The organism is Bradyrhizobium forestalis (assembly GCF_002795245.1).
Classification (GTDB): domain Bacteria; phylum Pseudomonadota; class Alphaproteobacteria; order Rhizobiales; family Xanthobacteraceae; genus Bradyrhizobium; species Bradyrhizobium forestalis.
In genome coordinates, this window is record NZ_PGVG01000030.1 from 37,015 (window position 1) to 62,645 (window position 25,631).

29 protein-coding genes are annotated in these 25,631 nt (G+C 64.5%); 18 read left to right on the forward strand and 11 right to left on the reverse strand.

Annotation, left to right across the window (positions count from 1 at the left end; all coding sequences use genetic code 11):
- Positions 1 to 13 precede the first annotated feature (13 nt).
- From CVM73_RS28275 to CVM73_RS28305, 8 genes are all read right to left on the reverse strand, one after another.
- Entirely contained in the window at positions 14 to 1,483 is a 1,470-nt protein-coding gene (locus CVM73_RS28275; RefSeq protein WP_100235078.1) for a TadA family conjugal transfer-associated ATPase, read from the reverse strand.
- 21 nt (positions 1,484 to 1,504) lie between these two features.
- Positions 1,505 to 2,773 (reverse strand): CpaE/TadZ family protein, encoded by a 1,269-nt coding sequence (locus tag CVM73_RS28280; protein ID WP_100235079.1) that lies wholly within the window; start codon positions 2,771 to 2,773, stop codon positions 1,505 to 1,507.
- Positions 2,770 to 3,504, reverse strand: coding sequence for a CpaD family pilus assembly protein (locus CVM73_RS28285; RefSeq protein ID WP_100235080.1), 735 nt, complete (start codon positions 3,502 to 3,504; stop codon positions 2,770 to 2,772). The genes CVM73_RS28280 and CVM73_RS28285 overlap by 4 nt, the downstream gene beginning before the upstream one ends.
- A gap of 20 nt (positions 3,505 to 3,524) precedes the next feature.
- The gene (locus CVM73_RS28290; protein WP_100235081.1) at positions 3,525 to 5,015 is read right to left on the reverse strand and encodes a type II and III secretion system protein family protein; all 1,491 of its coding nucleotides are present in this window, start codon (positions 5,013 to 5,015) and stop codon (positions 3,525 to 3,527) included.
- Positions 5,012 to 5,809, reverse strand: a complete 798-nt coding sequence (cpaB, locus tag CVM73_RS28295) for a Flp pilus assembly protein CpaB (RefSeq protein WP_167407113.1) — start codon at positions 5,807 to 5,809, stop codon at positions 5,012 to 5,014. The genes CVM73_RS28290 and cpaB overlap by 4 nt, the downstream gene beginning before the upstream one ends.
- Before the next feature lie 129 nt (positions 5,810 to 5,938).
- On the reverse strand, positions 5,939 to 6,463 hold the full coding sequence (locus tag CVM73_RS28300; protein ID WP_100235083.1) for an A24 family peptidase: 525 nt from the start codon (positions 6,461 to 6,463) through the stop codon (positions 5,939 to 5,941).
- A gap of 120 nt (positions 6,464 to 6,583) precedes the next feature.
- The gene (locus CVM73_RS40515; RefSeq protein WP_167407110.1) at positions 6,584 to 6,724 is read right to left on the reverse strand and encodes a hypothetical protein; all 141 of its coding nucleotides are present in this window, start codon (positions 6,722 to 6,724) and stop codon (positions 6,584 to 6,586) included.
- Between the two features lie 76 nt (positions 6,725 to 6,800).
- A complete protein-coding gene (locus CVM73_RS28305; RefSeq protein ID WP_100235084.1) occupies positions 6,801 to 6,965 on the reverse strand; it encodes a Flp family type IVb pilin in 165 nt (54 codons plus the stop codon).
- A 269-nt stretch (positions 6,966 to 7,234) separates the two neighbouring features.
- Here CVM73_RS28305 and CVM73_RS28310 point away from each other — a divergent pair, with 269 nt between their 5' ends.
- From CVM73_RS28310 to CVM73_RS28325, 4 genes are all read left to right on the forward strand, one after another.
- Entirely contained in the window at positions 7,235 to 8,062 is an 828-nt protein-coding gene (locus CVM73_RS28310) for a sterol desaturase family protein (protein ID WP_100235085.1), read from the forward strand.
- Between the two features lie 155 nt (positions 8,063 to 8,217).
- Positions 8,218 to 8,721: a pilus assembly protein N-terminal domain-containing protein gene (locus CVM73_RS28315; RefSeq protein ID WP_100235086.1), complete on the forward strand. Its 504-nt coding sequence runs from the start codon at positions 8,218 to 8,220 to the stop codon at positions 8,719 to 8,721.
- Positions 8,722 to 8,942: 221 nt separating this feature from the next.
- On the forward strand, positions 8,943 to 9,524 hold the full coding sequence (locus CVM73_RS28320; RefSeq protein WP_100235087.1) for a TadE/TadG family type IV pilus assembly protein: 582 nt from the start codon (positions 8,943 to 8,945) through the stop codon (positions 9,522 to 9,524).
- Positions 9,525 to 9,547: 23 nt separating this feature from the next.
- Positions 9,548 to 10,162 (forward strand): TadE/TadG family type IV pilus assembly protein, encoded by a 615-nt coding sequence (locus CVM73_RS28325; protein ID WP_167407114.1) that lies wholly within the window; start codon positions 9,548 to 9,550, stop codon positions 10,160 to 10,162.
- Between the two features lie 102 nt (positions 10,163 to 10,264).
- Here the strand turns inward: CVM73_RS28325 and CVM73_RS28330 are convergent, their stop codons facing one another.
- The 3 genes from CVM73_RS28330 to CVM73_RS28340 form a co-directional block, all read right to left on the reverse strand.
- Positions 10,265 to 10,477, reverse strand: coding sequence for a cold-shock protein (locus CVM73_RS28330; protein ID WP_014439634.1), 213 nt, complete (start codon positions 10,475 to 10,477; stop codon positions 10,265 to 10,267).
- Positions 10,478 to 10,742: 265 nt separating this feature from the next.
- Positions 10,743 to 11,030 carry a translation initiation factor IF-1 gene (gene infA, locus CVM73_RS28335; protein ID WP_092292310.1) on the reverse strand — a complete coding sequence of 96 codons (288 nt, stop codon included), beginning with the start codon at positions 11,028 to 11,030 and terminating at the stop codon, positions 10,743 to 10,745.
- A gap of 23 nt (positions 11,031 to 11,053) precedes the next feature.
- A complete protein-coding gene (locus CVM73_RS28340) occupies positions 11,054 to 12,595 on the reverse strand; it encodes a DEAD/DEAH box helicase (RefSeq protein ID WP_100235089.1) in 1,542 nt (513 codons plus the stop codon).
- 521 nt (positions 12,596 to 13,116) lie between these two features.
- Here CVM73_RS28340 and urtA point away from each other — a divergent pair.
- The 14 genes from urtA to ureG all read left to right on the forward strand — a co-directional run bounded on the left by urtA (position 13,117) and on the right by ureG (position 25,521).
- Complete coding sequence (gene urtA, locus CVM73_RS28345) at positions 13,117 to 14,445, forward strand: urea ABC transporter substrate-binding protein (RefSeq protein WP_167407115.1); 1,329 nt, start codon at positions 13,117 to 13,119, stop codon at positions 14,443 to 14,445.
- Positions 14,446 to 14,529: 84 nt separating this feature from the next.
- Positions 14,530 to 16,137, forward strand: a complete 1,608-nt coding sequence (gene urtB, locus CVM73_RS28350) for an urea ABC transporter permease subunit UrtB (RefSeq protein WP_100235091.1) — start codon at positions 14,530 to 14,532, stop codon at positions 16,135 to 16,137.
- Positions 16,134 to 17,312 (forward strand): urea ABC transporter permease subunit UrtC, encoded by a 1,179-nt coding sequence (gene urtC, locus CVM73_RS28355; protein ID WP_100235092.1) that lies wholly within the window; start codon positions 16,134 to 16,136, stop codon positions 17,310 to 17,312. The genes urtB and urtC overlap by 4 nt, the downstream gene beginning before the upstream one ends.
- On the forward strand, positions 17,309 to 18,070 hold the full coding sequence (gene urtD / locus CVM73_RS28360) for an urea ABC transporter ATP-binding protein UrtD (RefSeq protein WP_100235093.1): 762 nt from the start codon (positions 17,309 to 17,311) through the stop codon (positions 18,068 to 18,070). The genes urtC and urtD overlap by 4 nt, the downstream gene beginning before the upstream one ends.
- Before the next feature lie 3 nt (positions 18,071 to 18,073).
- The gene (urtE, locus tag CVM73_RS28365) at positions 18,074 to 18,769 is read left to right on the forward strand and encodes an urea ABC transporter ATP-binding subunit UrtE (RefSeq protein WP_100235094.1); all 696 of its coding nucleotides are present in this window, start codon (positions 18,074 to 18,076) and stop codon (positions 18,767 to 18,769) included.
- A 31-nt stretch (positions 18,770 to 18,800) separates the two neighbouring features.
- Positions 18,801 to 19,631: an urease accessory protein UreD gene (locus CVM73_RS28370; protein ID WP_100235095.1), complete on the forward strand. Its 831-nt coding sequence runs from the start codon at positions 18,801 to 18,803 to the stop codon at positions 19,629 to 19,631.
- A gap of 37 nt (positions 19,632 to 19,668) precedes the next feature.
- Positions 19,669 to 19,971: an urease subunit gamma gene (locus tag CVM73_RS28375; protein WP_027553946.1), complete on the forward strand. Its 303-nt coding sequence runs from the start codon at positions 19,669 to 19,671 to the stop codon at positions 19,969 to 19,971.
- Between the two features lie 112 nt (positions 19,972 to 20,083).
- Positions 20,084 to 20,389, forward strand: coding sequence for an urease subunit beta (locus tag CVM73_RS28380; RefSeq protein ID WP_092227079.1), 306 nt, complete (start codon positions 20,084 to 20,086; stop codon positions 20,387 to 20,389).
- Between the two features lie 380 nt (positions 20,390 to 20,769).
- Positions 20,770 to 21,309: an HD domain-containing protein gene (locus CVM73_RS28385; RefSeq protein ID WP_100235127.1), complete on the forward strand. Its 540-nt coding sequence runs from the start codon at positions 20,770 to 20,772 to the stop codon at positions 21,307 to 21,309.
- Positions 21,310 to 21,346: 37 nt separating this feature from the next.
- The gene (gene ureC, locus CVM73_RS28390; protein ID WP_100235096.1) at positions 21,347 to 23,062 is read left to right on the forward strand and encodes an urease subunit alpha; all 1,716 of its coding nucleotides are present in this window, start codon (positions 21,347 to 21,349) and stop codon (positions 23,060 to 23,062) included.
- A gap of 141 nt (positions 23,063 to 23,203) precedes the next feature.
- Positions 23,204 to 23,503, forward strand: coding sequence for a putative quinol monooxygenase (locus CVM73_RS28395; protein ID WP_027573733.1), 300 nt, complete (start codon positions 23,204 to 23,206; stop codon positions 23,501 to 23,503).
- Between the two features lie 13 nt (positions 23,504 to 23,516).
- Positions 23,517 to 24,149 (forward strand): urease accessory protein UreE, encoded by a 633-nt coding sequence (gene ureE / locus CVM73_RS28400; protein ID WP_100235097.1) that lies wholly within the window; start codon positions 23,517 to 23,519, stop codon positions 24,147 to 24,149.
- Positions 24,130 to 24,858: an urease accessory protein UreF gene (locus CVM73_RS28405; RefSeq protein ID WP_100235098.1), complete on the forward strand. Its 729-nt coding sequence runs from the start codon at positions 24,130 to 24,132 to the stop codon at positions 24,856 to 24,858. The genes ureE and CVM73_RS28405 overlap by 20 nt, the downstream gene beginning before the upstream one ends.
- 39 nt (positions 24,859 to 24,897) lie before the next feature.
- Complete coding sequence (gene ureG, locus CVM73_RS28410) at positions 24,898 to 25,521, forward strand: urease accessory protein UreG (RefSeq protein ID WP_100235099.1); 624 nt, start codon at positions 24,898 to 24,900, stop codon at positions 25,519 to 25,521.
- The last annotated feature ends 110 nt before the right edge of the window (positions 25,522 to 25,631 follow it).

Here is a 25,631-nt window from a genome sequence, read left to right on the forward strand (position 1 = left end):
GGTGCTGACCTGCTCACGTCTTCGGCGCGACTTCCGCCGCGTCCAGCGCCGCGGCAAGGCGCTTCTCCTCGCCGTAATAGCGGGCGCGTTCCCAGAACTTCGGTCGGCCGATGCCGGTCGAGCGGTGCCGGCCGATGATCTTGCCGTTGGCGTCCTCGCCGACCATGTCGTAGAGGAAGATGTCCTGGGTGATGATGGTGTCACCCTCCATGCCCATCACCTCGGTGATGTGGGTGATGCGACGGGAACCGTCGCGCAGGCGCGCGGCCTGGATAATGACGTCGATCGAGGCGCAGATCATCTCGCGGATGGTGCGCGAGGGCAGCGAGAAGCCGCCCATCGTGATCATGGATTCGCAGCGCGACAGCGCCTCGCGCGGGTTGTTGGCGTGCAGCGTGCCCATCGAGCCGTCGTGGCCGGTGTTCATGGCCTGGAGCAGGTCGAAGGCCTCGGGTCCGCGGACCTCGCCGACGATGATGCGTTCGGGCCGCATACGCAGGCAGTTGCGCACCAGTTCGCGCATGGTGACCTGGCCCTCGCCCTCGATGTTGGGCGGGCGGGTTTCCAGCCGCACCACGTGGGGCTGCTGAAGCTGGAGCTCGGCGGCGTCCTCGCAGGTGATGACGCGCTCGTCGTGCTCGATGTAATTGGTGAGGCAGTTGAGCAGGGTGGTCTTGCCCGAGCCGGTACCGCCGGAAATCAGCACGTTGCAGCGGACGCGGCCGATGATCTGGAGGATCTCGGCGCCTTCCGGCGTGATCGCGCCGAACTTGACGAGCTGATCCAGCGTCAGCTTGTCCTTCCTGAACTTGCGGATGGTGAGCGCGGGGCCGTCGATCGACAGCGGCGGCACGATGGCATTGACGCGAGAGCCGTCGGCGAGGCGCGCGTCGCAGATCGGTGAGGATTCGTCGACGCGCCGGCCGACCTGGCTGACGATGCGCTGGCAGATGTTGAGGAGCTGTTGGTTGTCGCGGAAGCGGATGCCGGTGCGCTGGATCTTGCCCCCGACCTCGATGTAGACGGTGTTGGCGCCATTAACCATGATGTCGGCGATGTCGTCGCGCGACAGCAGCGGTTCGAGCGGGCCGTAGCCGAGGACGTCGTTGCAGATATCGTCGAGCAGCTCCTCCTGCTCGGCGATCGACATCACGATGTTCTTGATCGCGATGATCTCGTTGACGATGTCGCGGATTTCCTCGCGCGCGGACTCCGAATCGAGCTTGGCGAGCTGGGCAAGGTCGATGGCCTCGATCAGTGCGCCGAAGATGGTCGCCTTGACCTCGTAATAATTATCCGAGCGCCGGCTCTCCATGGCCGGAGGCGGCGGGGCCTTGGCAGGAGCGAGCGGCGGCGAGGTGACGGCCGGCGGAGGCGGGGCGCGCGACACCGTCGGCGCCTGAGCCTGGGCAGGCTCGAGCGACACGGCGCCGGGCTTGGGCGCCCGAAAGTCGGTGTCTGTTCCGCTACGCTTACCGAACACTTAACAACTCCATGCGGCGGCTTATCTTCCCCGCAACTTCTCAATCAGAGGTGAAAGCAGGGACGACTTTTGTTTCTTGGTCTCGCTGCGGCCGGTCAGGCGCTGGGCGATCTGCAGGAACATCTCGATCGACTTGTGGTTGGCGGAGATCTCCGCGATCATCTGGCCGTTGTTGGCCGCCGAGCCGAAGATGTGCGGCTCGAACGGGATCGAGACGACCGGCTGGCTCTCGATCGCCTTGGCGAACTCCGCGGCGGCAATTTCGGGCCGTTTCGGCACGCCGACCTGGTTCAGGCAGTAGAGCGGCGGCCGGTCGTTGGGGCGCGCGGCCTTCAACAGATCGAACAGGTTCTTGGTATTGCGCAAATTGGCGAGGTCGGGCGCGGCCACGATCAGGATGTCATCCGCTCCGATCAAGGCCCGTTTGGTCCAGCCCGACCACTGATGCGGAACGTCGAGCACGATGCAGGGCATGGTGGAGCGCAGCGTGTCGAACACGGCGTCGAAAGCATCGGTGCCGAAATCATAGACCCGGTCGAGCGTCGCAGGCGCCGCCAGCAGGCTGAGATGGTCGGTGCATTTCGACAGCAGGCGGTCGATGAAGGCCGTGTCGACGCGGTCGGGCGAGAACACGGCGTCGGCAATGCCCTGCGGCGGATCCTGGTTGTAGTCGAGCCCGGCGGTGCCGAAGGCGAGGTCGAGGTCGGCGACGACGGCGTCCATCGCGAGGTCGCGCGCGATCGCCCAGGCGACATTGTGGGAGATGGTGGAAGCCCCGACGCCGCCCTTGGCGCCGACCACGGCGATGATGCGGCCGACCGCCTTGGCTTCCGGCGCCGAGAACAGGTTGCAGATCGAGCGTACGACGTCGATCGCGCCGACCGGCGCGAGCACGTAATCGCTGACGCCGCGGCGAACCAGCTCGCGATAGAGCGTGACGTCGTTGATGCGGCCGATCACGACCACGCGGGTGCCGGCGTCGCAGACGGTGGCGAGCTGGTCGAGCCCGCCCAAGAGATCGCTGCGGCCGTCGCTCTCGAGCACGATCACGTTCGGCGTGGGGGCCGAGCGGTAGGCCTCGATTGCGGCCGCCATGCCGCCCATCTGGATCTTCAGATGGGCCTTGCCGAGACGGCGATCCTCGCCGGCCGACTGTACCGCGGCGGCAGTCTCTACGGTCTCGCAGAAGGCCTGGACCGAGACGCGCGGCGCGGGCGCGATATGCTCCTCGACCGGCGGAGGAGCTGCTGCCGGCTGCTCTTCTGGTGTCTGGCGCGCGTAGCTGATCATCTGCCGGTGTCGCTGAGTTTGGCCTTGTCGGCCTCGGGATAGGTGATCGCCGTCGTCGTTCCCTTGCGATATTTCTCGAGAGCGGTGATGCGCCGCGGCGTGTATGACGGAGTTTCAGGCCGCGGCTGCTCGAGGTCCGACGGATTGTCGACCATGGCCGCGAGGTTGCGCTGATAGGCGCAGCCGTAATTGTAGTAATCCTTGTTCTCGAACCAGCGCTTGTTCTTCATCGAGGGGCCGATGTCCTCAGGCCACAGGCCGCAGGGGCCGGCGACCGCCGCGATCTTGGAATAAGTGAGCCGGATCGGCGGCAGGAAACGCTTGTCTTCCGGCTGATACGGGTGAACGCTGACGCCGCGCGGCGGAACGCCTGCCGCCGACAGCATCGCCTGGATCTCACGCATCGTGTCCGCGACCGGACGAGCATTGGGCGTATTGGACGGCACGTCGATGCGAATGGCGCCGGTGCCTTCGTGCAACCATGCCGATGCGACGCCCATCACGTCGGCGCGCTGGGCGGCGGTCAATCCACCGCGGGCATGGCCGACGAAGACGACGATCGAGCGGTTCTGCTCCTCGACCGCGATCGGATGGCGCTGCTTGTAATCGTCGGGAATGGAGGCCGTGACGACTTCGTCGTGCTGGCAGCCGCCGAGCACGAGCGCCATGCCGACGAGCGCGCCACCGAGGCGGATGGCGCGTTTGCGAAGCTGGGGTGGTCTTGTGGTCATTGTGAAGTCCCCGTTCCGCCTCAGTCGGTGATGAAGCCGTAGGTGCCGCGGTAGTTCTTGGCCGGTTCGGTCCGTCCGGGCACGCCGTAGAGCCGGTTGATATTGCCGATGAGCTGGGCCTGCGGATCCGCAGGCGGGGCGAAGCCGTCATCCGGCCGCGACAGATCCTTCGGTGCCACCGCGCGAACGACATAGGGCGTCACGATCACGACCAGCTCGGTCGCGTTGTTGACGAAGTCGCGGCTGCGGAACAGCGTGCCCAGGATCGGCAGCTGCATCAGTCCCGGCAATCCGCTGACCGCCTGCTTGGTCTGCTGCTGGATCAGGCCGGCCATCGCCATCGCGCCGCCGGAGGGAATTTCCAGCGAGGTCTCGGCGCGGCGGGTCCTGATCGAGGGCACCGTCAGCGAGTTCACCGAGGTCGAGGTCACGGCCTGCGACAGCGTGATCGCATTCTCGTTCGACAGCTCCGAAACCTCGGTCATCACCCGCAGGCTGATCTTGCCTTCGCTCAGCACGACGGGGGTGAAGTTCAGCGAGATGCCGAACTTCTTGAAGCTGATCTGGGTGGTACAGACATGGGTGGTGGGGTCGCAGGCATAGCCTGCCGGAACCGGGAATTCGCCGCCGGCAATGAACGTTGCCGACTCGCCGGAGATCGCAGTCAGGTTCGGTTCGGCCAGCGTGCGGATCACGCCCGCGGTTTCCATCGCACGCAGGGTGGCCTGCACCGATGGCGCGGCGCCGAACTTCGTGGTCAGGTTGTTGCCGTCCACGAGGTTCTTGCCGAGAGCCGTGAACGGATTGGAGTTGGAGAAGCTCACCACCGACGTGCCGTAGTTGAGGTTGGCGGTCAGGTCGATGCCGAGCTGCTTGATGATGCTGCGCTGGACTTCCGCCACCGTCACCTTGAGCATGATCTGGTCGCGGCCGCGCACCACGATCGAGTTCACCACCTTGTCGGCGCCTCCGGCCAGGCGCGCGGCGAGATCGTTGGCCTGCTGCGCCTCCATCGGGTTGGCGGCCGTGCCGGTCAGGACGATGCCGTCGCCGAGGCCATCGATCTGGATGTCGGAATTGGGCAGGACCTGCTTCAGCGCGGCCCGTACGCCGTTGAGGTCGCGCTTGACCGCGATGTCATAGGCCGCAATCTGCTGACCGGCGGAATCGAAGAACACGATGTTGGTCTGGCCGACCGCGGCGCCGATGATATAGGCGCGCTGCGCCGAGCGGACCACCGCATTGGCGATCTTGGGATCGGCGACCAGCACGTCCTTGATGTCGCGCGGCAGGTCGATCACGATGGACTTGCCGATGCCGAGCGAGAGGAAGCGCGCGTTGATCTGGCCGTCCGCAGCGACCGGCGCCACGGGACGATAATCGGCAGCGACCACCGGGGCGATCGCCGGGTTGAGTGCCAGCGCGAGGGCGGCCGAAAACGACAGGGCGCGGAGCAGTGAGGTTCGCATCGTCGCTGAATCTGCCCTGCATTTGATATCGACTGTCTTCATCGTGCCTTAGCCGTCTGACTTGGAATGCCGTAGCGAATGATCGAAACACCCTCTCGCTTCTGCGCGGAGTCATCGAGCGTGATTTCGCTCATCTTGACGTCGACGATACTGCGCAGCGCCAGCGACAGCGTGCCGCTCTGCCGCGCCGCGGAGAGCGTTGCGGTCTGCGCGGGACTGAGCTCGAGGGTGACGGTCTTGCCGATCACCGCGTTCTGGCCGTCCTTCTCCTTCGGCGCCTGGTCGATGGCGAGGACGCGGATATTGGCCAGGATGATCTCGGAGGTGACGACGTCGGGGGCGCCGCTGCTCTGGTCCGGGTTCTTCAACCGGCGCGTGAGCAGGACGTCGACGCGATCGTTGGGCAGGATGAAGCCGCCTGCGCCGGTCTCCGGCGAGATCTCGGTCGAGATCGCCCGCATGCCCGTGGGCAGGATTGCCGCCATGAAGCCGGAGCCTTCGACCTTGACCAGCTTCTGGTCGCGGATCGGCTCGCCCTGAATGAACGGAGCCCGGGCGATCGAACCGGCCACCTGGGTCGCAGCATCGGGGCGCTCGTTGCGGCGGATGAAGGTGGCGCTGGCGGTCGCGGTCGGCCAGGTCTGCCATTGCACGTCTTCCGGCTTCACGGTCTGGCCGAGGCCGATATCGTTCTTGGCCACGAGGACGTCGACGGTCGGCAACTGCGCGACCGGAAGCGGAGGCGGCGCGGAATTGTCGGTGCCGCTCGCCAGGTACGCGGCGACGCCGCCGGCGCAGATGGCGACCGTCAGGACGACAATGCGTGCCCTATTCATACGCTTCAACTTTCCAACAATACGCCGCGACGCTGCCGCCGCCGTACTCGGCAGTTGACCAGCTATTCGTCAAAGCATGGTTAATGAGGCGTATCTAAATCGCCTTAACGCCGGGTTTACCCGGTGCGTTCAGCGCAGTGCGAGGTGAGCGAGGTCGACCGCCTTCACCCATTCGGTCTCCGGGTAGACCATCAACGCGCTCAGCGCGAGCGCGATGCCGTAGGGAATGCCGCTCTCCTTGGCGTGCAGCCGCGCGAGCCAGGCCTGACCCGCCAGCCCGTAGGGCAGCGGCCATTGCCGGAACTGGAGCAGGAGCAGCGTCAGCGCGCCGCCGAACAGCGAGGCGTAGAGCAGGAAGTTCATCAGATGCGCAAAGCCGAACCAGAGCGCGACGGACGCCGCGACCTTGGCGTCGCCGCCGCCCACCCAGCCCATCGCAAAGCAGGTGAAGGCGACGACCAGGAGAAGCGCACCGGCGCCGATATGACTCAGCATCTCGTAAGGTGCCACGCCACCGGCGAGGGCGAGCACGAAGAAGCCTGCCACCAGCGCCAGCGACACGCGGTTCGAGATCGTCATCGTGAAGAGATCGCTGGCGGCGGCGAATGCCATCAGGGCCGGGAAGAGCAGAAGGCGCGCAAGGTCGAGGATCATGGGCTGCGTCTTGAGGCCTGGGTTTGCCGCGGGAGCTGGCGTCGCCGGATACTAGCGCGCGGTGCTAAACAAACCGACAACGGCGGCAGGGGCGCGCGGCCGAGGCCGCCGAATGCGCCTTCACCAGAAGCTGGCAATGCGCGCGGCGAGTGCGACCGTCGCAAGCAGCAGCGCAAGGCAGATCCAATAGGCCGGTGAGCTGGCCTGCGCCGCCTCTGCCTCGTGCGCCGCGACTGCGGTATCGGTTCTGAACTTGTGCAACGCCACTGGAACTCGCCGTCTTCACAAAAACAAAGGCCCCGGAGATCCGGGGCTTTTGCCGTCGTTCGTCGGTCGCTTACTTCAGCGACGAACTGATCGAGGTGAACTTGGAGTTCAGCGAGGTGCCGAGATTGTTGACGACAGTGATGATGGCCAGCGCGATGCCGGCGGCGATCAGACCATATTCGATGGCGGTGGCGCCGGATTCATCCTTCGCGAAACGCGCAATCAAGTCTTTCATGAACAAAACTCCGTCTGGGTGGGATCGCCTCGTTCGGCGCTGTCTTTGACGCGATGACCATGAGAGGCGAGCTCTTTCGGTAGAGTTAATCCGATCGGGTAAACCCAGGTCCGGCGCGATGCTTTTGCCCAGAGTGAATTTCGACTTAAGACGGCGGCTGCAATTCGTTCCGGTTCCGGATGCATCGGCAGCGCCGGCGCCTGCTTCATCCTCCCTTAAATTTCACCGAGTAGGCCTAAGCAACACTGGAATTCGCAAGAGAGGCGACGATGTCGAGCCTGCCCATGCAAGTCGCCCTGATGCTCGGCGAGACCATCGTGAAGGTGATCCCCGTCACCTTCACGCTCGCAGCCGTCTTCACCGTGCTGGAGCATTTCTGGGCCTGCAATCCCGGCGCGCCGTGGTGGCGCAAGCGCGAGATCGTCACCGACATCTGCTATTGGTTCTTCGTGCCGGTGTTCGCCCGCACCATGCGGATCGGGCTTCTGATCGTCGGTGCCGGTGCCGTCTTCAACATTCACGACGCCGACGAACTCATCGCCTTCTACGACAATGGCCATGGTCCGCTGGCGCAGCTGCCTCTGTGGGTGCAGGCCTTGTTGTTCCTGGTGCTGTCCGATTTCATGCTGTACTGGCTGCACCGGCTTTTCCACGACGGCGGCTTCTGGAAGTACCATGCCATCCATCATTCGTCGGAGGAGATCGGGTGGATCTCCGCGGCCCGTTTCCATCCCGTCAATCTCTTGCTCGGGACGATCAGCGTCGACGTCGTGCTGCTGATGGCCGGTATCTCCCCGAACATCATGATCTGGGTCGGCCCGTTCACCACCTTTCATTCGGCCTTCGTGCACGCCAACCTGAACTGGACCTTCGGACCGTTCAAATACGTGCTGGCGACACCGGTATTCCATCGTTGGCACCACACTTCGCTCGAAGAGGGCGGCGACACCAATTTCGCCGGGACGTTCCCGATCTGGGACGTGCTGTTCGGCACCTTCCGCATGCCGGAGGGGAGGCTGCCGCAGGATTACGGCAAGGACGAAGCGACGATGCCGAAGGAGATCGGGGGCCAGCTCGCCTATCCGTTTCGCCATTAGGTGGGACAGCTGGGCCCGCAAATGCCAGTCCGTTCAAACAATAGTCGGCGAGTTTGCGGAACGTTCACGAATTAAAGGCAGGTTAGCCGGGTCGGGCACCGGCTCCGCCGTGTCGAGTCGCTTCTGCCGGTTTGTGACGTCCCGGGGGTAAGAGTATGCGTAAAGAATTGCTGCGCCGTCATGCGCGCGTCTGTCTTCTGGTTGCCGCCGCGGTGCTGGCATGGCCGGCCGCTGGCCTTGCCGAGCCCACCGCCGACACCATCGCCGTCAACGTCGACCAGGCCAAGCTGGTCCGGCTGCCCGGCAAGGTGGCGACCATCGTGGTCGGCAATCCCCTGATCGCCGACGTCACGCTCCAGCCGGGCGGCATGATCGTCGTGACCGGGAAGGGCTATGGGGCCACCAACTTCATCGCGCTCGACCGGGGCGGCGAGATTCTGGTCGACCGCCAGATCCAGGTTGAAGGTCCCAGCGACCGGCTCGTCACCGTCTATCGCGGGATCGAGCGCGAGTCCTACAGCTGCGTACCGCTTTGCCAGCGTCGCGTGACGCTCGGCGACAGCGATACCTACTTCAACAACACGATGAGCCAGGCCGGCTCGCTGAGCAGCAGTGCCAGCGGCGGTGGCGGTGCCGGCGCGGCCGCGAAACCCAACTAGCCGACCGGCGGGTCTGCTGGGGCAGCATCCCGCCAGGCTGCTTTCCGGATTCGAGGGCGGCGTCTCTCCGCGCGCCGTGTTTCCGTGCGCTTCGGGGCGCATCTGGTTAACGCATTCCTAACGGCGCGGTCCGCCGGACGCGGATCGCCTGAAACACTTAGACAATCAGTTTCCGCTATTGAACGGGCAGATGATCGCCCGTTGCTGGGGAATTTGACGAGATGCCATCGCCTGCACCTACGAGGTTCACGCTCCGGAAAGCGCTGGTCCGGTTTCGCGGCAACCGCCGCGGCTCCGCAGCCGTCGAGTTTGCGCTGGTCGCACCGATGTTCTTCGGGCTGCTGTTCGCGATCATCGAGACGGCGCTGATGTTCTTCTCGAGCCAGGTGCTCGAGACTATCGCGCAGGACTCCGCACGTGCGATTCTGACTGGCCAGGCGCAGGCACAGGGCGGCTCGTTGGCGGCCTGTCAGACCGCACCCAACACGGTCTCTGCATGCGATCAGACAACGTTCAAGGCCTATGTCTGCACTAAGATCCCGGCGCTGTTCGATTGCAGCAAGCTTTACGTCGACGTTGTCAGCACCAGCTCCTTCGGGACGCTCAGCCTCACAAGCTATGGCGATTCCTGCAATTTCAACCCAACCGGCATGCAGTACAGTGCCGGGACCTCCGGCCAGGTCGTCGTGGTGCGCCTGTTCTATCAGTGGCCGCTCATCATCACCGGCCTCGGCTACAACATGGGGTGCAACAACAAGCGCCTGATGGTGGCGACAGCGGCCTTCAAGAACGAACCCTTCTGAGGCAGATGGATCTGAGCGGACCGATGCGGGCGATTGCGAATATCTGGAGTAATGCACGTTGCTCGCTGCGCGGCTTCGTCGCCGACAAGCGCGCGCTGGCGGCAACCGAATTTGCGGTCATCGTACCGTTGATGCTGGTGATGTTCTTCGGCACCGTCGAATTTTCGTCCGCCGTGGCGATCGACCGCAAAGTCACGGTGATCGCACGGACACTGTCCGATTTGACGTCACAGTCGACGACGCTCGACGATGCCGGCATGAAGGATGCGTTCACGGCAAGCATCTCGGTCATCATGCCTTACGACGCTACGCTCGTGAAGGGCGCGATCTCCCAGATCTACATCGATGCCGACAGCATTGCCACGGTCCAGTGGAGCAGGGCCGGCACCATTGCGAGCGGCGCGACGCAAGCCACTCTGGCGACCTCGACTCGGAAAGCCGGCGACAAGGTCACCGCGATGATTCCCCCGACGCTGCTGATCCCGTCGAGCTATCTCATACTGAGCGAAGCCAACTACACTTACACGCCGACCGTCGGCTACGTGTTGAAGTCGAGCATAACGCTGAGCGATCTCTCCTACACGCGGCCGCGCCAGGTCACCTGCGTGCCCTACAACGGCGTACCGTCGACGTGTTGAGATTTACGAGCCGACCCCGAAATGAAAGAGGCCGTGCGTGACGCACGGCCTCTTTGTTTGCTTTGGCTCGCTTGCGCCGGTCGGGCCAAGGGCCCGGCGGGCTCAGCCCGCAGCGCGGAGGTTGTCCGCCGCCGACTTGCCGGAGCGGCGGTCGGCCACGATCTCGTAGGAGATCTTCTGGCCTTCGCGCAGCGAGCCGAGACCGGCGCGCTCCACGGCGCTGATGTGAACGAACACGTCCTGTCCGCCGTCGTCGGGCTGGATGAAGCCAAAGCCCTTGGTCGCGTTAAACCACTTCACGGTTCCCATGCTCATGGGGGTAGTCCCTTCTCAGATAACACAGTGTCAGAGCCCGCTCGCGCGGGCAGGTTAGATCGAATTTCTGGAAGGGTCGTCAGCGTGTCTGACCGGCTGTACCGGTGGATGCTAATGTCGTCCGGCCGAAAATCGATTAATTCATTTTATCGAAAACAGGGGTCCGAAACAATCCGGACGCGCACGATTTTTTGATCCGCCGTGAATCAACGGCGGATCAAACTACAGGTCGGAATTTTATCCCGCGTCCCCGCGCAGTGGCCGACTAGCGGCGGCGGAACTGGCCGCCGCGCTGTCCGGGACGGGGCGGTCCGCCCGCCGCGCTGGGACGTTCGTCCTTGTGGCGGAAAATCAGCCGGCCCTTCTCGAGATCATAGGGCGACATCTCCACCGTCACGCGGTCGCCCGCGAGCGTCTTGATGCGGTTCTTCTTCATCTTGCCGGCGGTATAGGCAACGATCTCGTGTCCGGCGTCGAGCTGCACGCGGTAGCGGGCGTCGGGGAGGATCTCGGTGACCAGTCCTTCGAACTGGATCAGCTCTTCCTTAGCCATGAATGTCTCCAGGTCGTGGACGGCTAGTGCGAATAGGGTTTGCGGTTCGGTTGGCTGTTTGGCCGACTCTCGCGGCGCAAAAAGGCAACGCCTTGTATCCCATCAGGCGTCCCGGCGCTATGCGCGGAACGCTGTTCCGGACGGTCGACAGGCGATGAATGCATCTTACCACCGGAGCGGCGGCGGCGAGAACCCTTGGAGGCATTCGGGCCGCTGCCGGGCCGTCCGTCAGCATGCCTTGCCTCGGCGTGCCGACCTTCACCGTGCCTTACGTCGCCTTGCTTCCCGGCACTATGGTGGCGCCCGTCGGCATGCCTTTCGTCGGCACGCCGCCCGTCACCGTGCCGCGCGCCTTGCGGGCGCTGGCCGGGGCGGCCGCCCGGCCGGCCCTGTCGTGGCTGCGACGGGGCGGGGCCGGCATCGCGGCGGCCGGCGTCGGTGCGGTGATCCTCCCGCGGCAGCGCCACGCGGATCAGCCGCTCGATGTCGCGGAGATAGGCGAGTTCCTCGCCGCCCGCGACCAGCGAGATCGCAGTGCCGTCGGCGCCGGCGCGCGCGGTGCGGCCGATGCGGTGGACATAGGTCTCGGGCACGTTGGGCAGGTCGAAATTGATGACGTGGCTGATGCCGTCGACGTCGATGCCGCGGGCGGCGATGTCGGTGGCGACCAGGGTGCGGATCTCGCCCGAGCGGAATTGGGCGAGCGTGCGCTCGCGATGGTTCTGCGACTTGTTGCCGTGGATGGCGTTGGCGGCGATGCCGGCCTTGGCCAGCGTCTTCACCACCTTGTCCGCGCCATGCTTGGTGCGGGTGAAGACCAGCGCGCGGTTGATCGGCTCGTCCCTCAGGAGCTTGGTCAGGAAGGCGGGCTTGGCCGAGAAGTCGACCTGGAGGATGCGCTGGTTGATCCGCTCGGCGGTCGAGGAGACCGGAGTCACTGCAACGCGGGCGGGATCACGCAGCATGGCGTCGGCGAGCTCGGCGATGTCCTTCGGCATGGTGGCCGAGAAGAACAGCGTCTGCCGCTTAATCGGCAGCTTGGCGACGATTTTGCGGATGTCGTTGATGAAGCCCATGTCGAGCATGCGGTCGGCTTCGTCGAGCACGAGGAACTCGACGCTGGAAAGCCTCAAGCCGTTGCTCTGCACCAGGTCGAGCAGGCGGCCGGGAGTGGCGACCAGAACGTCGACGCCCTGCATCAGGGCGCGGACCTGGCGGCCCATCGGCACGCCGCCGATGGCAAGCGTCGAGGACAGGCGGATGTGGCGGCCGTAGGCGTTGAAGCTGTCGAGGATCTGGCCGGACAGCTCGCGGGTGGGCGAGAGCACCAGGACGCGGGCGGTCTTGGGCTGCGGCTTGATGCGGTTCTCGAGCAGGCGATGCAGGATCGGCAGCGCGAAGGACGCGGTCTTGCCGGTGCCGGTCTGGGCGATACCGACGACATCGCGGCCGGTCAGCGCCAGCGGGATGGTCTGGGCCTGGATCGGGGTGGGGGTGACGTAGTTCTCTTCATGAAGAGCGCGCGCGATGGGTTCGGCGAGGCCGAAGTCCTGAAACGAAGTCAAAAGAGGGTTCTTTCCATGTCAAAAGCGGGCGCCCGGCGCATTCAGCGCGGCGCGCGCAAAAGGGTGTCGAGAAGACACCTGCGTGTTTGGGGTGTCGGATGGCTTGGGAGATATGGGGCAAGCCAGAGGCCCGTAGGGGGCTTAAGAACACGCGGCTCGCAACGACCCCTCGATTCGCAAGAGGTCTCGACCGCTCATATGGAACATCGAGGGGGCGCTTTCAAGGCAAGTCGGCCCCAAATAGCGGTTGCGGTGCAGAAATAGTTATGCCGGAAATTTAGACAGAAGTGTCATTTTGCTCAAAAAATGAACTGTCTGCCACATTAGCATACATTTTATTCGCCCAAGTTTTGAGCAGGTGAGCGGCTGCAAAACTCCGATTTGCGCCAAATTTTCAAATGAAATCAGTTGCTTGTTGTGTGTCCAGTCCATGGCATGGTTCTTGCGATTCCGTTAATCGCAGGCGGCCGTGGGGCCGTTTCGCAGCGTTTTCACGTCTGCGTCAGGGAGATGAGACACTCATGTTTAGCAAATCCACTCACGATATAGCGGCGTCATTTAGCCGCCGCGGCGTGCTCGCCGCGACCGCCGGACTAGTGCTTGGTCTGGCTTCATTGACTGGCGCGAAGGCCGCGGACGACACCATCAAGGTCGGCGTGCTGCACTCCCTGTCCGGCACCATGGCGATCAGCGAAACCACGCTGAAGGACACCATCCTCTTCCTGATCGACGAGCAGAACAAGAAGGGCGGCGTGCTCGGCAAGAAGCTGGAAGCCGTCGTCGTGGACCCCGCGTCGAACTGGCCCTTGTTCGCCGAAAAGGCGCGCGAGCTGATCACCAAGGACAAGGTCTCGGTCGTGTTCGGCTGCTGGACCTCGGTGTCGCGTAAGTCGGTGCTCCCGGTGTTCAAGGAGCTGAACAACATTTTGTTCTACCCCGTGCAGTACGAGGGCGAGGAGAGCGAGCGCAACGTGTTCTATACGGGTGCGGCGCCGAACCAGCAGGCGATCCCCGCCGTCGACTATCTGATGAAGGAAGAGAAGGTGAAGCGCTGGGTGCTCGCAGGCACCGACTACGTCTATCCGCGTACCACCAACAAGATCCTGGAAGCCTATCTGAAGTCCAAGGGTGTCGCCCAGGAAGACATCATGATCAACTACACGCCGTTCGGTCACTCCGACTGGCAGACGATCGTGGCCGACATCAAGAAGTTCGGCTCGGCCGGCAAGAAGACCGCGGTGGTCTCGACCATCAACGGCGATGCCAACGTGCCCTTCTACAAGGAGCTCGGCAACCAGGGCATCAAGGCGAAGGACATCCCGGTCGTGGCGTTCTCGGTCGGTGAGGAAGAGCTCGCCGGCATCGACACCAAGCCGCTGGTCGGCCATCTCGCCGCCTGGAACTACTTCCAGTCGATCAAGACAAAGGACGGATCGAACGAGAAGTTCATCAAGGACTGGCAGGCCTACACCAAGAACCCGAAGCGCGTGACCAACGACCCCATGGAAGCGCACGTGATCGGCTTCGCCATGTGGATCAAGGCCGTCGAGAAGGTGAAGTCGACCGATCCGGACAAGGTGATCGACGCGCTGCCCGGCATCGAGGCGCCGAACCTGACCGGTGGCGTATCGAAGATGCTGCCGAACCACCACATCACCAAGCCGGTGTTCATCGGCGAGATCAAGGGCAACGGCCAGTTCGACGTGGTCTGGAAGACTCCCGGCCTCGTCGCGGGCGATGCCTGGTCGAAGGAGCTCGACGGCTCCAAGGACCTGATCGGCGACTGGGTCGGCAAGAAGTGCGGCAACTTCAACACAAAGACCAACAAGTGCCTCGGTTCGGGCTCCTGATCCGGATCTGACGTTCCATCGCACGACCGGAGAGGGCGGCGATCCCGCCGCCTTCTCCACTCATTTCTGCCGGGGTCTTTCACAGTGCCAGCCCATTTGTCCGCACGTCTCTGCTCGCTTGCGCTCTCGCTGTTTCTGATCGCGTTCGCGCTGCCGGCCTTTGCCGGTCCGTTCGAGGATGCGGTCGCCAAGTTCGCCAATGACGATTTTTCCGACACGGAAGAGGCGATCGGCGTGGTCGCGGGCAGCGGCAACAAGCTGGCGTTCCCCATCATCAGCGCGCTTCAGGACAGCCGCCTCATGGCCGATCCTGACAGCAAGAAGGTTTACGTCACCGGCGCCGACGGCAAGTCGATCGACGCTGCGACCGGCGAGGCCGTCGCCAGCGTTCCCGACAGTGCGAGCGCGGTTCGCCTCAACAACCGCCTGCGTCGCAGCGTCGATGCCGCGCTCGGCAGCCTGACGCTCCAATCGCCCGATCTGTCGACGCGCCTGCAGGCCGCGCAGTCGGTCTTCAAGTCGCACGAGGAGACCGCACTCGAGGCGGTCGATGCCGCGCTCGCCAAGGAAACCAACCGATCCGTCAAGACCGCGCTCGGTGAGGCCCGCGCCGCGATCCTGCTGTTCAAGTCGGACGCCACCGAGGTCGAGAAGCTCGAGGCCGTCGCCACCCTCAAGGCTCGCGGTGACCAGGAGGCGCTGGCGCTGCTCACCGGCATGGGCGATCAGCCGACCTCGGTGACCAAGGCCGCCGCGAGCGCGATCGGCTCGATCCAGAACTCGCTCGCGATCTGGTCCATGGTGCAGAACGCCTGGTACGGCCTCTCGCTTGGCTCTGTGCTGCTGCTCGCCGCGATCGGGCTCGCCATCACCTTCGGCGTGATGGGCGTCATCAACATGGCCCATGGCGAGATGGTGATGTTAGGGGCCTACACCACCTTTGTGGTGCAGGAGGTGATCCGCACCCGTTATCCCGGCCTGTTCGACTATTCGCTGCTGATCGCGGTGCCGCTCGCCTTCCTCGTCGCCGGCGCCATCGGCGTGCTGATCGAGCGCAGCATCATCCGCTTCCTCTACGGCCGTCCGCTGGAGACGCTGCTGGCGACCTGGGGCCTGTCGCTGGTGCTGCAGCAGGCCGTGCGCACCATGTTCGGCCCGACCAATCGCGAGGTCGGTAATCCCTCCTGGATGAGCGGTGCGTTCGAGCTCGGTCAGATCACCATCACCTATAACCGGCTCTGGATCCTTCTCTTCACGCTCGCGGTGTTCGCGATCCTGCTCGCGATGCTGCGCTACACCGCGCTCGGCCTCGAGATGCGCGCCGTGACGCAGAACCGCCGCATGGCGGCCTCGATGGGCATCGCCACCTCGCGCGTCGACGCGCTCACCTTCGGCCTCGGCTCGGGCATTGCCGGTATCGCCGGCGTGGCGCTGTCGCAGATCGACAATGTCAGCCCCAATCTCGGCCAGAGCTACATCATCGACAGCTTCATGGTCGTGGTGTTCGGCGGGGTCGGCAATCTCTGGGGCACGCTGGTCGGCGCCTTCACGCTCGGCATCGCCAACAAGTTCCTGGAGCCGGTCGCCGGCGCCGTGCTCGGCAAGATCGCGATCCTGGTTCTCATCATCCTGTTCATTCAAAAGCGCCCGCGCGGCCTGTTCGCGCTCAAGGGCCGTGCGGTGGAAGCATGACCCCTCACATGCTGACGCGATCGCTTGACCGCAGCGCGACGATCTTCCTCGCGATCGTGGCGGCCTGCGGCATCCTCATCCCGCTCTCCAACCTGCTGCTGCCCGCGAACTCGTTCCTGCAGGTGCCGACCTATCTCGTCGCGCTCTGGGGCAAGTATGTCTGCTACGCGATCCTGGCGCTTTCGATCGACCTGATCTGGGGCTATTGCGGCATTCTCTCGCTCGGCCATGGCGCGTTCTTCGCGCTCGGCGGCTACGCCATGGGCATGTACCTGATGCGCCAGATCGGCACCCGCGGCGTCTACGGCAACCCGATCCTGCCCGACTTCATGGTGTTCCTGAACTGGCAGAAGCTGCCCTGGTACTGGTACGGCTTCGACATGTTCTGGTTCGCGGCGCTGATGGTGCTGGTCGTGCCCGGCCTGCTCGCCTTCTGCTTCGGCTGGCTCGCCTTCCGCTCCCGCGTCACCGGCGTGTATCTGTCGATCATCACGCAGGCGATGACCTACGCGCTGCTGCTCGCCTTCTTCCGCAACGATTTCGGCTTCGGCGGCAATAACGGTCTGACCGACTTCAAGGACATTCTGGGCTTCAACGTGCAGGCGGAGGGGACGCGTGCCGCGCTATTCGCGCTGAGTTGCCTGGCGCTGATCGTCGGTTTCCTGATCTGCCGCGCCATCGTCTCGTCCAAGCTCGGCAAGGTGCTGATCGCGGTGCGCGACGCGGAATCGCGCACGCGCTTCCTCGGCTATCGCGTCGAATCCTACAAGCTGTTCGTGTTCACGGTGTCGGCTTGCATGGCCGGCGTTGCCGGTGCGCTCTATGTGCCGCAGGTCGGCATCATCAATCCATCCGAATTCGCGCCGGGCAATTCGATCGAGGCGGTGATCTGGGTCGCGGTCGGCGGCCGCGGCACGCTGGTCGGCGCCGCGCTCGGCGCCGTCGTCGTCAACTACGCGAAAACGTTCTTCACATCGGGCGTGCTGGCGCCGTACTGGCTGTTCATGCTGGGTGCATTGTTCATCCTGGTGACGCTGCTGCTGCCCAAGGGCATCGTCGGCACCTTCAACGCCTGGTGGGATCAGTCGAAGGAAAAGCGCACTGCCGCGGCCATTGCGAGCGCGGCGGCCGAAGACGGCGTCACCGAACCCAAGATGGCGGAGGAGCGGTCATGAACGTCATGGACACCCGCGCAACCTCGGCGATGCTCTACCTCGATGGCGTGCACGTCTCGTTCGACGGCTTCCACGCCATCAACAATCTGTCGCTGACACTCGAGCCCGGCGAGATGCGCGCCATCATCGGCCCGAACGGCGCCGGCAAGACCACGATGATGGACATCATCACCGGCAAGACCAAGCCCGACGAGGGCACCGTGCTGTTCGACGGCGTCACCGACCTGACGCGGCTCGACGAGACCCGCATCGCCGAGCTCGGCATCGGCCGCAAGTTCCAGAAGCCGACCGTGTTCGAGAGCCAGACCGTGCAGGACAACCTGCTGCTCGCGCTCAATGTCGACCACTCGGTTCGCGGCACGTTGTTCTGGCGCGGCAGCAAGGCTGAGTCCGAGCGCATCGACAAGGTGCTGGAGACGATCCGCCTCACCGACGCACGTAACCGCCTTGCCGGCAGCCTCAGTCATGGCCAGAAGCAGTGGCTCGAGATCGGCATGCTGCTGGCGCAGGACCCGAAACTGCTGCTGGTCGACGAGCCTGTTGCCGGCATGACCGACGTCGAGACGCATCTCACGGCCGAGCTCTTGAAGGAGATCAACAAGACCCATACCGTGATGGTGGTCGAGCACGACATGACGTTCGTGCGCGAGCTCGGCGTCAAGGTCACCTGCCTGCACGAAGGCACGGTGCTCGCCGAAGGCACCATCGACCAGGTCTCGTCCAACGAGCGGGTCATCGAAGTCTATCTGGGACGCTGAGCGATGCTTGAGGTCAAGGACATCAACCTGTTCTACGGCGCGGCGCAGGCGCTACGCGGCGTCTCCATCTCGGCGGACCCGGGCAAAGTGACCTGCGTGCTCGGGCGCAACGGCGTCGGCAAGACCTCGCTGCTGCGCGCCATGGTCGGGCAATATCCGATCTCCTCGGGCGCGATCGTGCTCGACGGCAGCGACATCACCGGCCTGAAGCCCTATGAGCGCGCCCGCAAGGGCATCGGCTTCGTGCCGCAGGGCCGCGAGATCTTTCCGCTGCTAACGGTCGAGGAGAACCTCAAGACCGGCTTCGGTCCACTCAAGCGCGAGGACAGGCACATTCCGGACGACGTGTTCTCGCTGTTTCCGGTGCTGCAATCCATGCTCGGCCGGCGCGGCGGGGACCTCTCCGGCGGCCAGCAGCAGCAGCTCGCGATCGGCCGCGCGCTGGTGATGCGGCCGAAGCTTCTCCTGCTCGACGAGCCGACCGAGGGCATCCAGCCCTCGATCATCAAGGACATCGGCCGCGCGATTTCATATTTGCGCAACCTCGGCAACATCGCCATCGTGCTGGTTGAACAATATCTCGACTTTGCCTGCGAACTCGGCGACAGTTTCGCCGTGATGGATCGCGGTGCGGTGAAGTTCACTTGCGATCGCTCCAATCTCGACGCGAGCGAAATCAGCCGCCAGATGGCGCTGTAGGCCATTCTGCCGCGACCGGCTGGGGAGGCGGATGCGCAGCGACGTTTCAGTCACATCCGGGGTGTTCGAGGCGAACCGTGCCCGCGGCGCGGTGCGCTTCGACGTCCATGCCCGCGATGGCGTGACGCGGCGCGGGGTCTTGCATGAATCCGGCTCCCTGCGCGTGCGCTTTCCCTCGCCGGAAGGCGAGGGACTCTCCGGCGTGTTCGTCAACACGGCTGGCGGCGTCGCCGGCGGGGACAGTTTTGACATCGACATCGCAGCTGGCCAGGACTCGCGGCTGACATTGACCACGGCGGCGGCCGAAAAGGTCTATCGTGCGCCCGGGGCCGCGGCGCAGCTCAGTATTGCCTTGAAGGTTGCCGCGGGCGCGCATCTGTCCTGGTTGCCCCAGGAGACGATCCTGTTTGATCGCGCCAAGGTCCACCGCCGCTTCGACATCGCGCTCGATGAAGCCGCCTCGCTACTGCTCTGCGAGATCGTCGTATTCGGTCGCGCCGCCATGGGCGAGCGGATGGAGCAGGGCGAGTTCGTCGACCGCTGGCGGCTGCGTCGCAGTGGCAAGCTGGTGTTCGCCGAGACCATCAGGCTCGATGGCGATATCGGCGTCAAGCTCGCGCGATCCGCGGTTACCAAGGGCGGGGCCGCAATCGGCACGGCGCTGATCGTGCCCGGCGACGAGTCACTGGTCGAGCGCATCCGCGAGGCTTCGGACTCTTTCGCCGGCGAGGTCGGGATATCCGCCTGGAATGGCTTTGCAATGGCCCGGTTCTGTGCCCAAGATGCGGCGCGTTTGCGCGCCGACATGATGGCGGTGCTGGCGCGCACGGGTGCGGCCTTGCCGCGGCTCTGGTTGAACTGACTGGCTGAATTGACGTGTTGAACGGAAGAGATCTCGCATGAACCTGTCTCCCCGCGAAAAGGACAAGCTTCTGATCTCGATGGCGGCCATCGTGGCGCGCCGCAGGCTGGACCGCGGCGTCAAGCTCAACCATCCCGAGGCGGTCGCGATCATCTCCGATTTCATTCTCGAAGGCGCCCGCGACGGCCGCACCGTGGCCGAGTTGATGCAATCCGGTGCGCAGGTCCTCACCCGCGACCAGGTGATGCCCGGCATTCCCGAGATGATCCACGACATCCAGGTCGAGGCGACTTTTCCTGATGGCACCAAGCTCGTCACAGTGCACGAGCCGATCAGGTAGTTTGAATTCGTCATTCCGGGGCGCCCGCAGGGCGAACCCGGAATCCAGAGGTTTTGGTTTCGAGATTCCGGCCTTCTCGCTGCGCGAGCCCCGGAATGACGAGGAGGATAGAATGATCCCCGGCGAACTCTTCATCCAGGACGGCGAGATCGAGCTCAATGCCGGCCGCAAGACCGTGACGTTGACGGTCGCCAACACCGGCGACCGCCCGATCCAGGTCGGCTCGCACTACCATTTCTTCGAGACCAACCCCGCGTTGAAGTTTGACCGCAAGAAGTCCCGCGGCATGCGCCTCGACATCGCCGCCGGCACCGCCGTCCGCTTCGAGCCCGGCCAGACCCGCGACGTCCAGCTCGTCGCCCTGGCGGGAAAGAAGACGATCTACGGTTTCCGCGGCGACGTGATGGGGAAGCTGTGAGAGTGAGCTGAGGCGAGCGCGGTGATCTACAGTGAGGTGAGCAAACTGGTCGGGCTCCCTCCCCCCTTGCGGGGGAGGGCAATCGCATATGGATTTCACGGGGATTGTCCGCGGGCTTGCTCGGCCTCTCCCGCTTGCGGGAGAGGCCGACGCGCTCGCAGAGCGCGGCGGGTGAGGGCTCTCGCCACGCAGGGAAATCTTCCGCAATCCCCGGCAATCCCGACGCGGAAACACCCTCTCCCCAACCCTCCCCCGCAAGCGGGGGAGGGAGCCCAGTGCCGATGCCGCCGCACCGTGCGCACCATATGCGATTGCCTTGCCCGCAAGGGGGGAGGGAACGGAGAGAGCGGTGCCTCTGACGACTCGAAAGAGGCATGATCATGCTCTCCCCAATCCGCCTCGTCTCGGAGGCCGCCGAGCTTGCCGCGCGCCGCCACAATGGCATGGCGCGCAAAGGGCGCGGCAATGAGCCCTATGTCAATCACCTCGCCGAGGTCGCGAACCTGCTCGCCACCGCGACCGAGGGGGCCGATGCCGAGTTGGTCGCAGCGGGCTGGTTGCACGATACGATCGAGGATACCGACACCACGCGCGAGGAGCTCGCGCAGACATTTCCGGAGCGTGTCGCTTCACTCGTCGTTGAGTGCACCGACGATATGAGTTTGCCGAAGGCCGAGCGGCGGCGCCTTCAGGTGCTCGAAGCGCCGAAGAAGTCCCCTGGCGCCAAGCTGATCAAGATCGCCGACAAGATCAGCAACACAGAGGCGCGCATTCAGACCGACCCGAGTGCCGAGGAGCGCGAGGATCTCGCCGATTACGTGGAGTGGGCCGCGCAGGTCGTCGCTGGCTGCCGCGGCGGCAATGCGTGGCTGGACGAGAAATTCGATGACACGGTGAAAGCAGCGAGGGCCTTGCTGTGATCGCTCAGACAACATTCAAACGCAAACGGGGCTTGTGATGTCCGTCAAGATGAAGCGATCCGTCTATGCCGACATGTTCGGCCCGACCACCGGCGACAGGGTGCGGCTCGCCGACACCGACCTGATCATCGAGGTCGAGAAGGATTTCACCACCTATGGCGAGGAGGTGAAGTTCGGCGGCGGCAAGGTGATCCGCGACGGCATGGGGCAGTCGCAGGTCACCAACAGGCAGGGCGCGGCCGACACCGTCATCACCAACGCGCTGATCGTCGATCACTGGGGCATCGTGAAGGCCGACGTCGCCATCAAGGACGGCATGATCTCGGCGATCGGCAAGGCCGGCAATCCCGACATTCAGCCCGGCGTCACCATCATCATCGGCCCCGGCACCGACGTGATCGCGGGCGAAGGCAAGATCCTCACCGCCGGCGGCTTCGACAGCCACATCCATTTCATCTGCCCGCAGCAGATCGAGCACGCGCTCATGAGCGGCGTCACCTCGATGCTGGGCGGCGGCACAGGCCCCTCGCACGGCACCTTCGCCACCACCTGCACGCCGGGGCCGTGGCACATCGGGCGGATGATCCAGTCGTTCGACGCCTTCCCGGTCAATCTCGGCATTTCCGGCAAGGGCAACGCCTCGCGCCCCGCGGCGCTGGTGGAGATGATCAAGGCCGGCGCCTGCGCGCTGAAGCTGCACGAGGACTGGGGCACGACGCCGGCCGCGATCGACAACTGCCTGTCGGTCGCCGACGATCACGATATTCAGGTCATGATCCACACCGACACCCTCAACGAATCCGGCTTCGTCGAGGACACCATCAAGGCCTTCAAGGGCCGCACCATCCACGCCTTCCACACCGAAGGCGCCGGCGGCGGCCATGCGCCTGACATCATCAAGGTCGCCGGCCTGAAGAACGTGCTGCCGTCCTCGACCAACCCGACGCGCCCCTTCACGCGCAACACCATCGACGAGCATCTCGACATGCTGATGGTGTGCCACCATCTCGATCCCTCGATCGCGGAAGACCTCGCCTTCGCCGAAAGCCGCATCCGCAAGGAGACGATTGCGGCCGAAGACATCCTGCACGACCTCGGCGCGCTCTCGATGATGTCCTCGGACTCCCAGGCCATGGGCCGCCTCGGCGAAGTCATCATCCGCACCTGGCAGACCGCCGACAAGATGAAGAAGCAGCGCGGGTCACTGCCGCAGGACAAGGGCAAGGATAACGACAATTTCCGCGTCAAGCGCTACATCGCCAAATACACCATCAACCCCGCGATCGCCCACGGCGTGTCGAAGCTGATCGGCTCGGTCGAGAAGGGCAAGCTCGCCGATCTCGTGCTGTGGTCGCCGGCCTTCTTCGGCGTCAAGCCGGACTGCATCGTCAAGGGCGGCACCATCGTCGCGGCGCCCATGGGGGATCCCAACGCCTCGATCCCGACGCCGCAACCGGTGCACTATCAGCCGATGTTCGGCGCCTTCGGCAAGGCGCGCACCGCGTCCTCGGTCGTCTTCACCTCGAAGGCCGCAGTCACCGGCGGCCTCGCGCGAAAGCTCGGCGTCGAGAAGAAGCTCTATGCCGTCCAGAACACCCGCGGCAAGATCTCGAAGAAGAGCATGGTCCACAACGACGCGACGCCCAATATCGAGGTCGATCCGGAGACCTACGAGGTCCGCGCCGACGGCGAATTGCTCACCTGCGCGCCCGCCGAGGTGCTGCCGATGGCGCAGCGATATTTCATGTACTGAAATAGCGCCTCGACGCATGTCCAAGGAGGAAAGTCTCGCCGCGTGTCCGGGGACGGCTTTTCGGTTTTGCGTTCGGTCCCGGCTGGTCTAATGTCCCGCCCGGTATCGTAACCCTTAGAAGAAAAGCCGGGAGGATTTCTCGTGATCTACGTCGTTGCCACCCTGACCATCAAGCCCGAGACGCGCGCCGAGTTCATCGCAGCCGCCACCGCCTGCATCAAGGAGACGCGGAAGGAGCCCGGCAATATCGCCTATGATTTGCATGAAAGCGTCACCGATCCCAGCAAGATGGTGTTCGTCGAGCAGTGGGAGAACGCCGAGGCGCTGGTGCCGCATCGTGGCATGGAGCACATGAAGACGTTCGGGCGCGTCGCGGTGAAGTGCTTCACGGCACCGCCGAAGATCGAGGTGATCACGCCCGAGAAGGTCGAGACGCGGTAACGAGGTAGGACGCATGATCCGGGCGACGCAGGTCAGGGGACAACACCGCTTCACGGAAGCGCCAGCGGACACGGTCGTGCTCGATTTCGACGACCGGCATCGCCGCCGCATGGCGATGACGGGCACGCGGGGGCTCGAATTCCTGCTCGACCTGGAGCATGCCGTCGCGCTGCGGGGCGGCGATGCGCTGGTGCTGGAGGACGGAAGGCTGATCGAGGTGGTCGCGGCGCCCGAGCCGCTGCTGGAGATTCGCGGTCGCGATCCGCATCATCTCATTCGCGTCGGCTGGCATCTCGGCAACCGTCATCTGCCGACGCAGATCATGGCCAAGGCCCTGCGCATCCGCCGCGACCATGTCATCGAGGCCATGGTGAAGGGTCTCGGCGCGCGCGTGATCGAGATCGAGGCGCCGTTCGATCCCGAAGGCGGCGCCTATGCCGATGCCGGGCACGCGCATGGGCACGACGACCATGCGCACCACGATCACGGCCATCACCACCACGATCATGGGCATGAGCACCATGACCATCACCATCATGATCATGCCGCGCATGACCATGGCCACGAACACCACCATCACCACGACGAGCATTGCGACCATCCCGACCATCACCACGGCCACAAGCATGCTCATGACCACAAATGAGCCGGTCGGCGCCGGTGGCCTCACCGAAGGCGAGGCGGCGGCGCTGTACCGGCTGATGACGTGGCTGTCGCCGGCGTTCCCGGTTGGCGGTTTCTCCTATTCCAGCGGCCTCGAATGGGCGGTCGAGGCAGGCGACATCACCGACATAACAACGCTGGCGGATTGGCTCGATGCGATGCTCGGCGACGGTTCGGGCTTCTGCGATGCGACGTTTCTGGTCCACGCCTATAGGGCCGCTGAAGCGGACGAGAAGACCGTTTTGAGCGATATCGCCGAGCTCGCCGCGGCCTTCGTGCCCTCGCGCGAGCGGCAGCTGGAGACGACCTCGCAGGGCCGCGCCTTCATCGATATCGCCCGCGCCACGTGGGATGCCGACGGGCTGGATGCCACGGTCGGGGCATGCAGCACGCCACTGGTCTATCCGGTCGCGGTCGGTGTTGTCGCAGCTAAGCACGCCGTGCCGCTGGCGCCGACGCTGCACGCCTTCCTGCATGCGCTGGTCTCGAACTGGATCTCCGCGGCCAGCCGCCTCATTCCGCTCGGTCAGACCGATAGCCAGCGCGTTCTGGTGAGGTTGGAAGCCGCCGTCGCCGCGACCGCCAATCGTGCGCTGAACGCGGCATTGGACGATCTCGGCAGCGCGACCTTCCGCGCCGATCTCGCCGGCTTGCGCCACGAGACTCAATATACGCGGCTGTTCCGCTCGTGAGCGGTGCGGCCTTTAACTCATCAAGAGAGAGCGAGTCACATGTCGAAATCTCACGGCCCCTTGCGTGTCGGCATCGGCGGCCCGGTCGGATCGGGCAAGACCGCGCTGATGGACCTGCTCTGCAAGACCATGCGCGAGCGCTATGACATTGCGGCGATCACCAACGACATCTACACCAAATGGGATGCCGAGTTCCTCGTACGATCGGGATCGCTGACGCCGGATCGCATCGCCGGCGTCGAGACCGGCGGCTGCCCGCACACCGCGATCCGCGAGGATGCCTCGATGAACCTTGCCGCGGTCGCGGACATGCGCGCCAAGTTTCCCGGACTTGATCTCGTGCTGATCGAGTCCGGCGGCGACAATCTCGCTGCCACTTTTTCCCCGGAGTTGGCCGACCTCACCATCTACGTCATCGACGTCGCCGCCGGCGACAAGATCCCGTCCAAGGGCGGTCCCGGCATCACCCGGTCCGACCTCCTGGTCATCAACAAGACCGACCTCGCGCCCCATGTCGGCGCCTCCCTGGAGAAGATGGAGACGGACGCCAGGCGCATGCGCGGCGAGCGGCCCTTCGTCATGACCAACCTGAAGAAAAGCGAGGGGCTCGACCGGATCGTCGGCTTCATCGAGGCCAAAGGCGGCCTGAAACGGCAGGGCTGACCGGACGCGACCACTTGGCGCAGGCGTTTTTCGCCGTTAACGCCCGGGCAAACGCCGCAACCGCGGAACAAATTTCGGACACGGCGATTAACTACCTCCGGCGCCTCGGG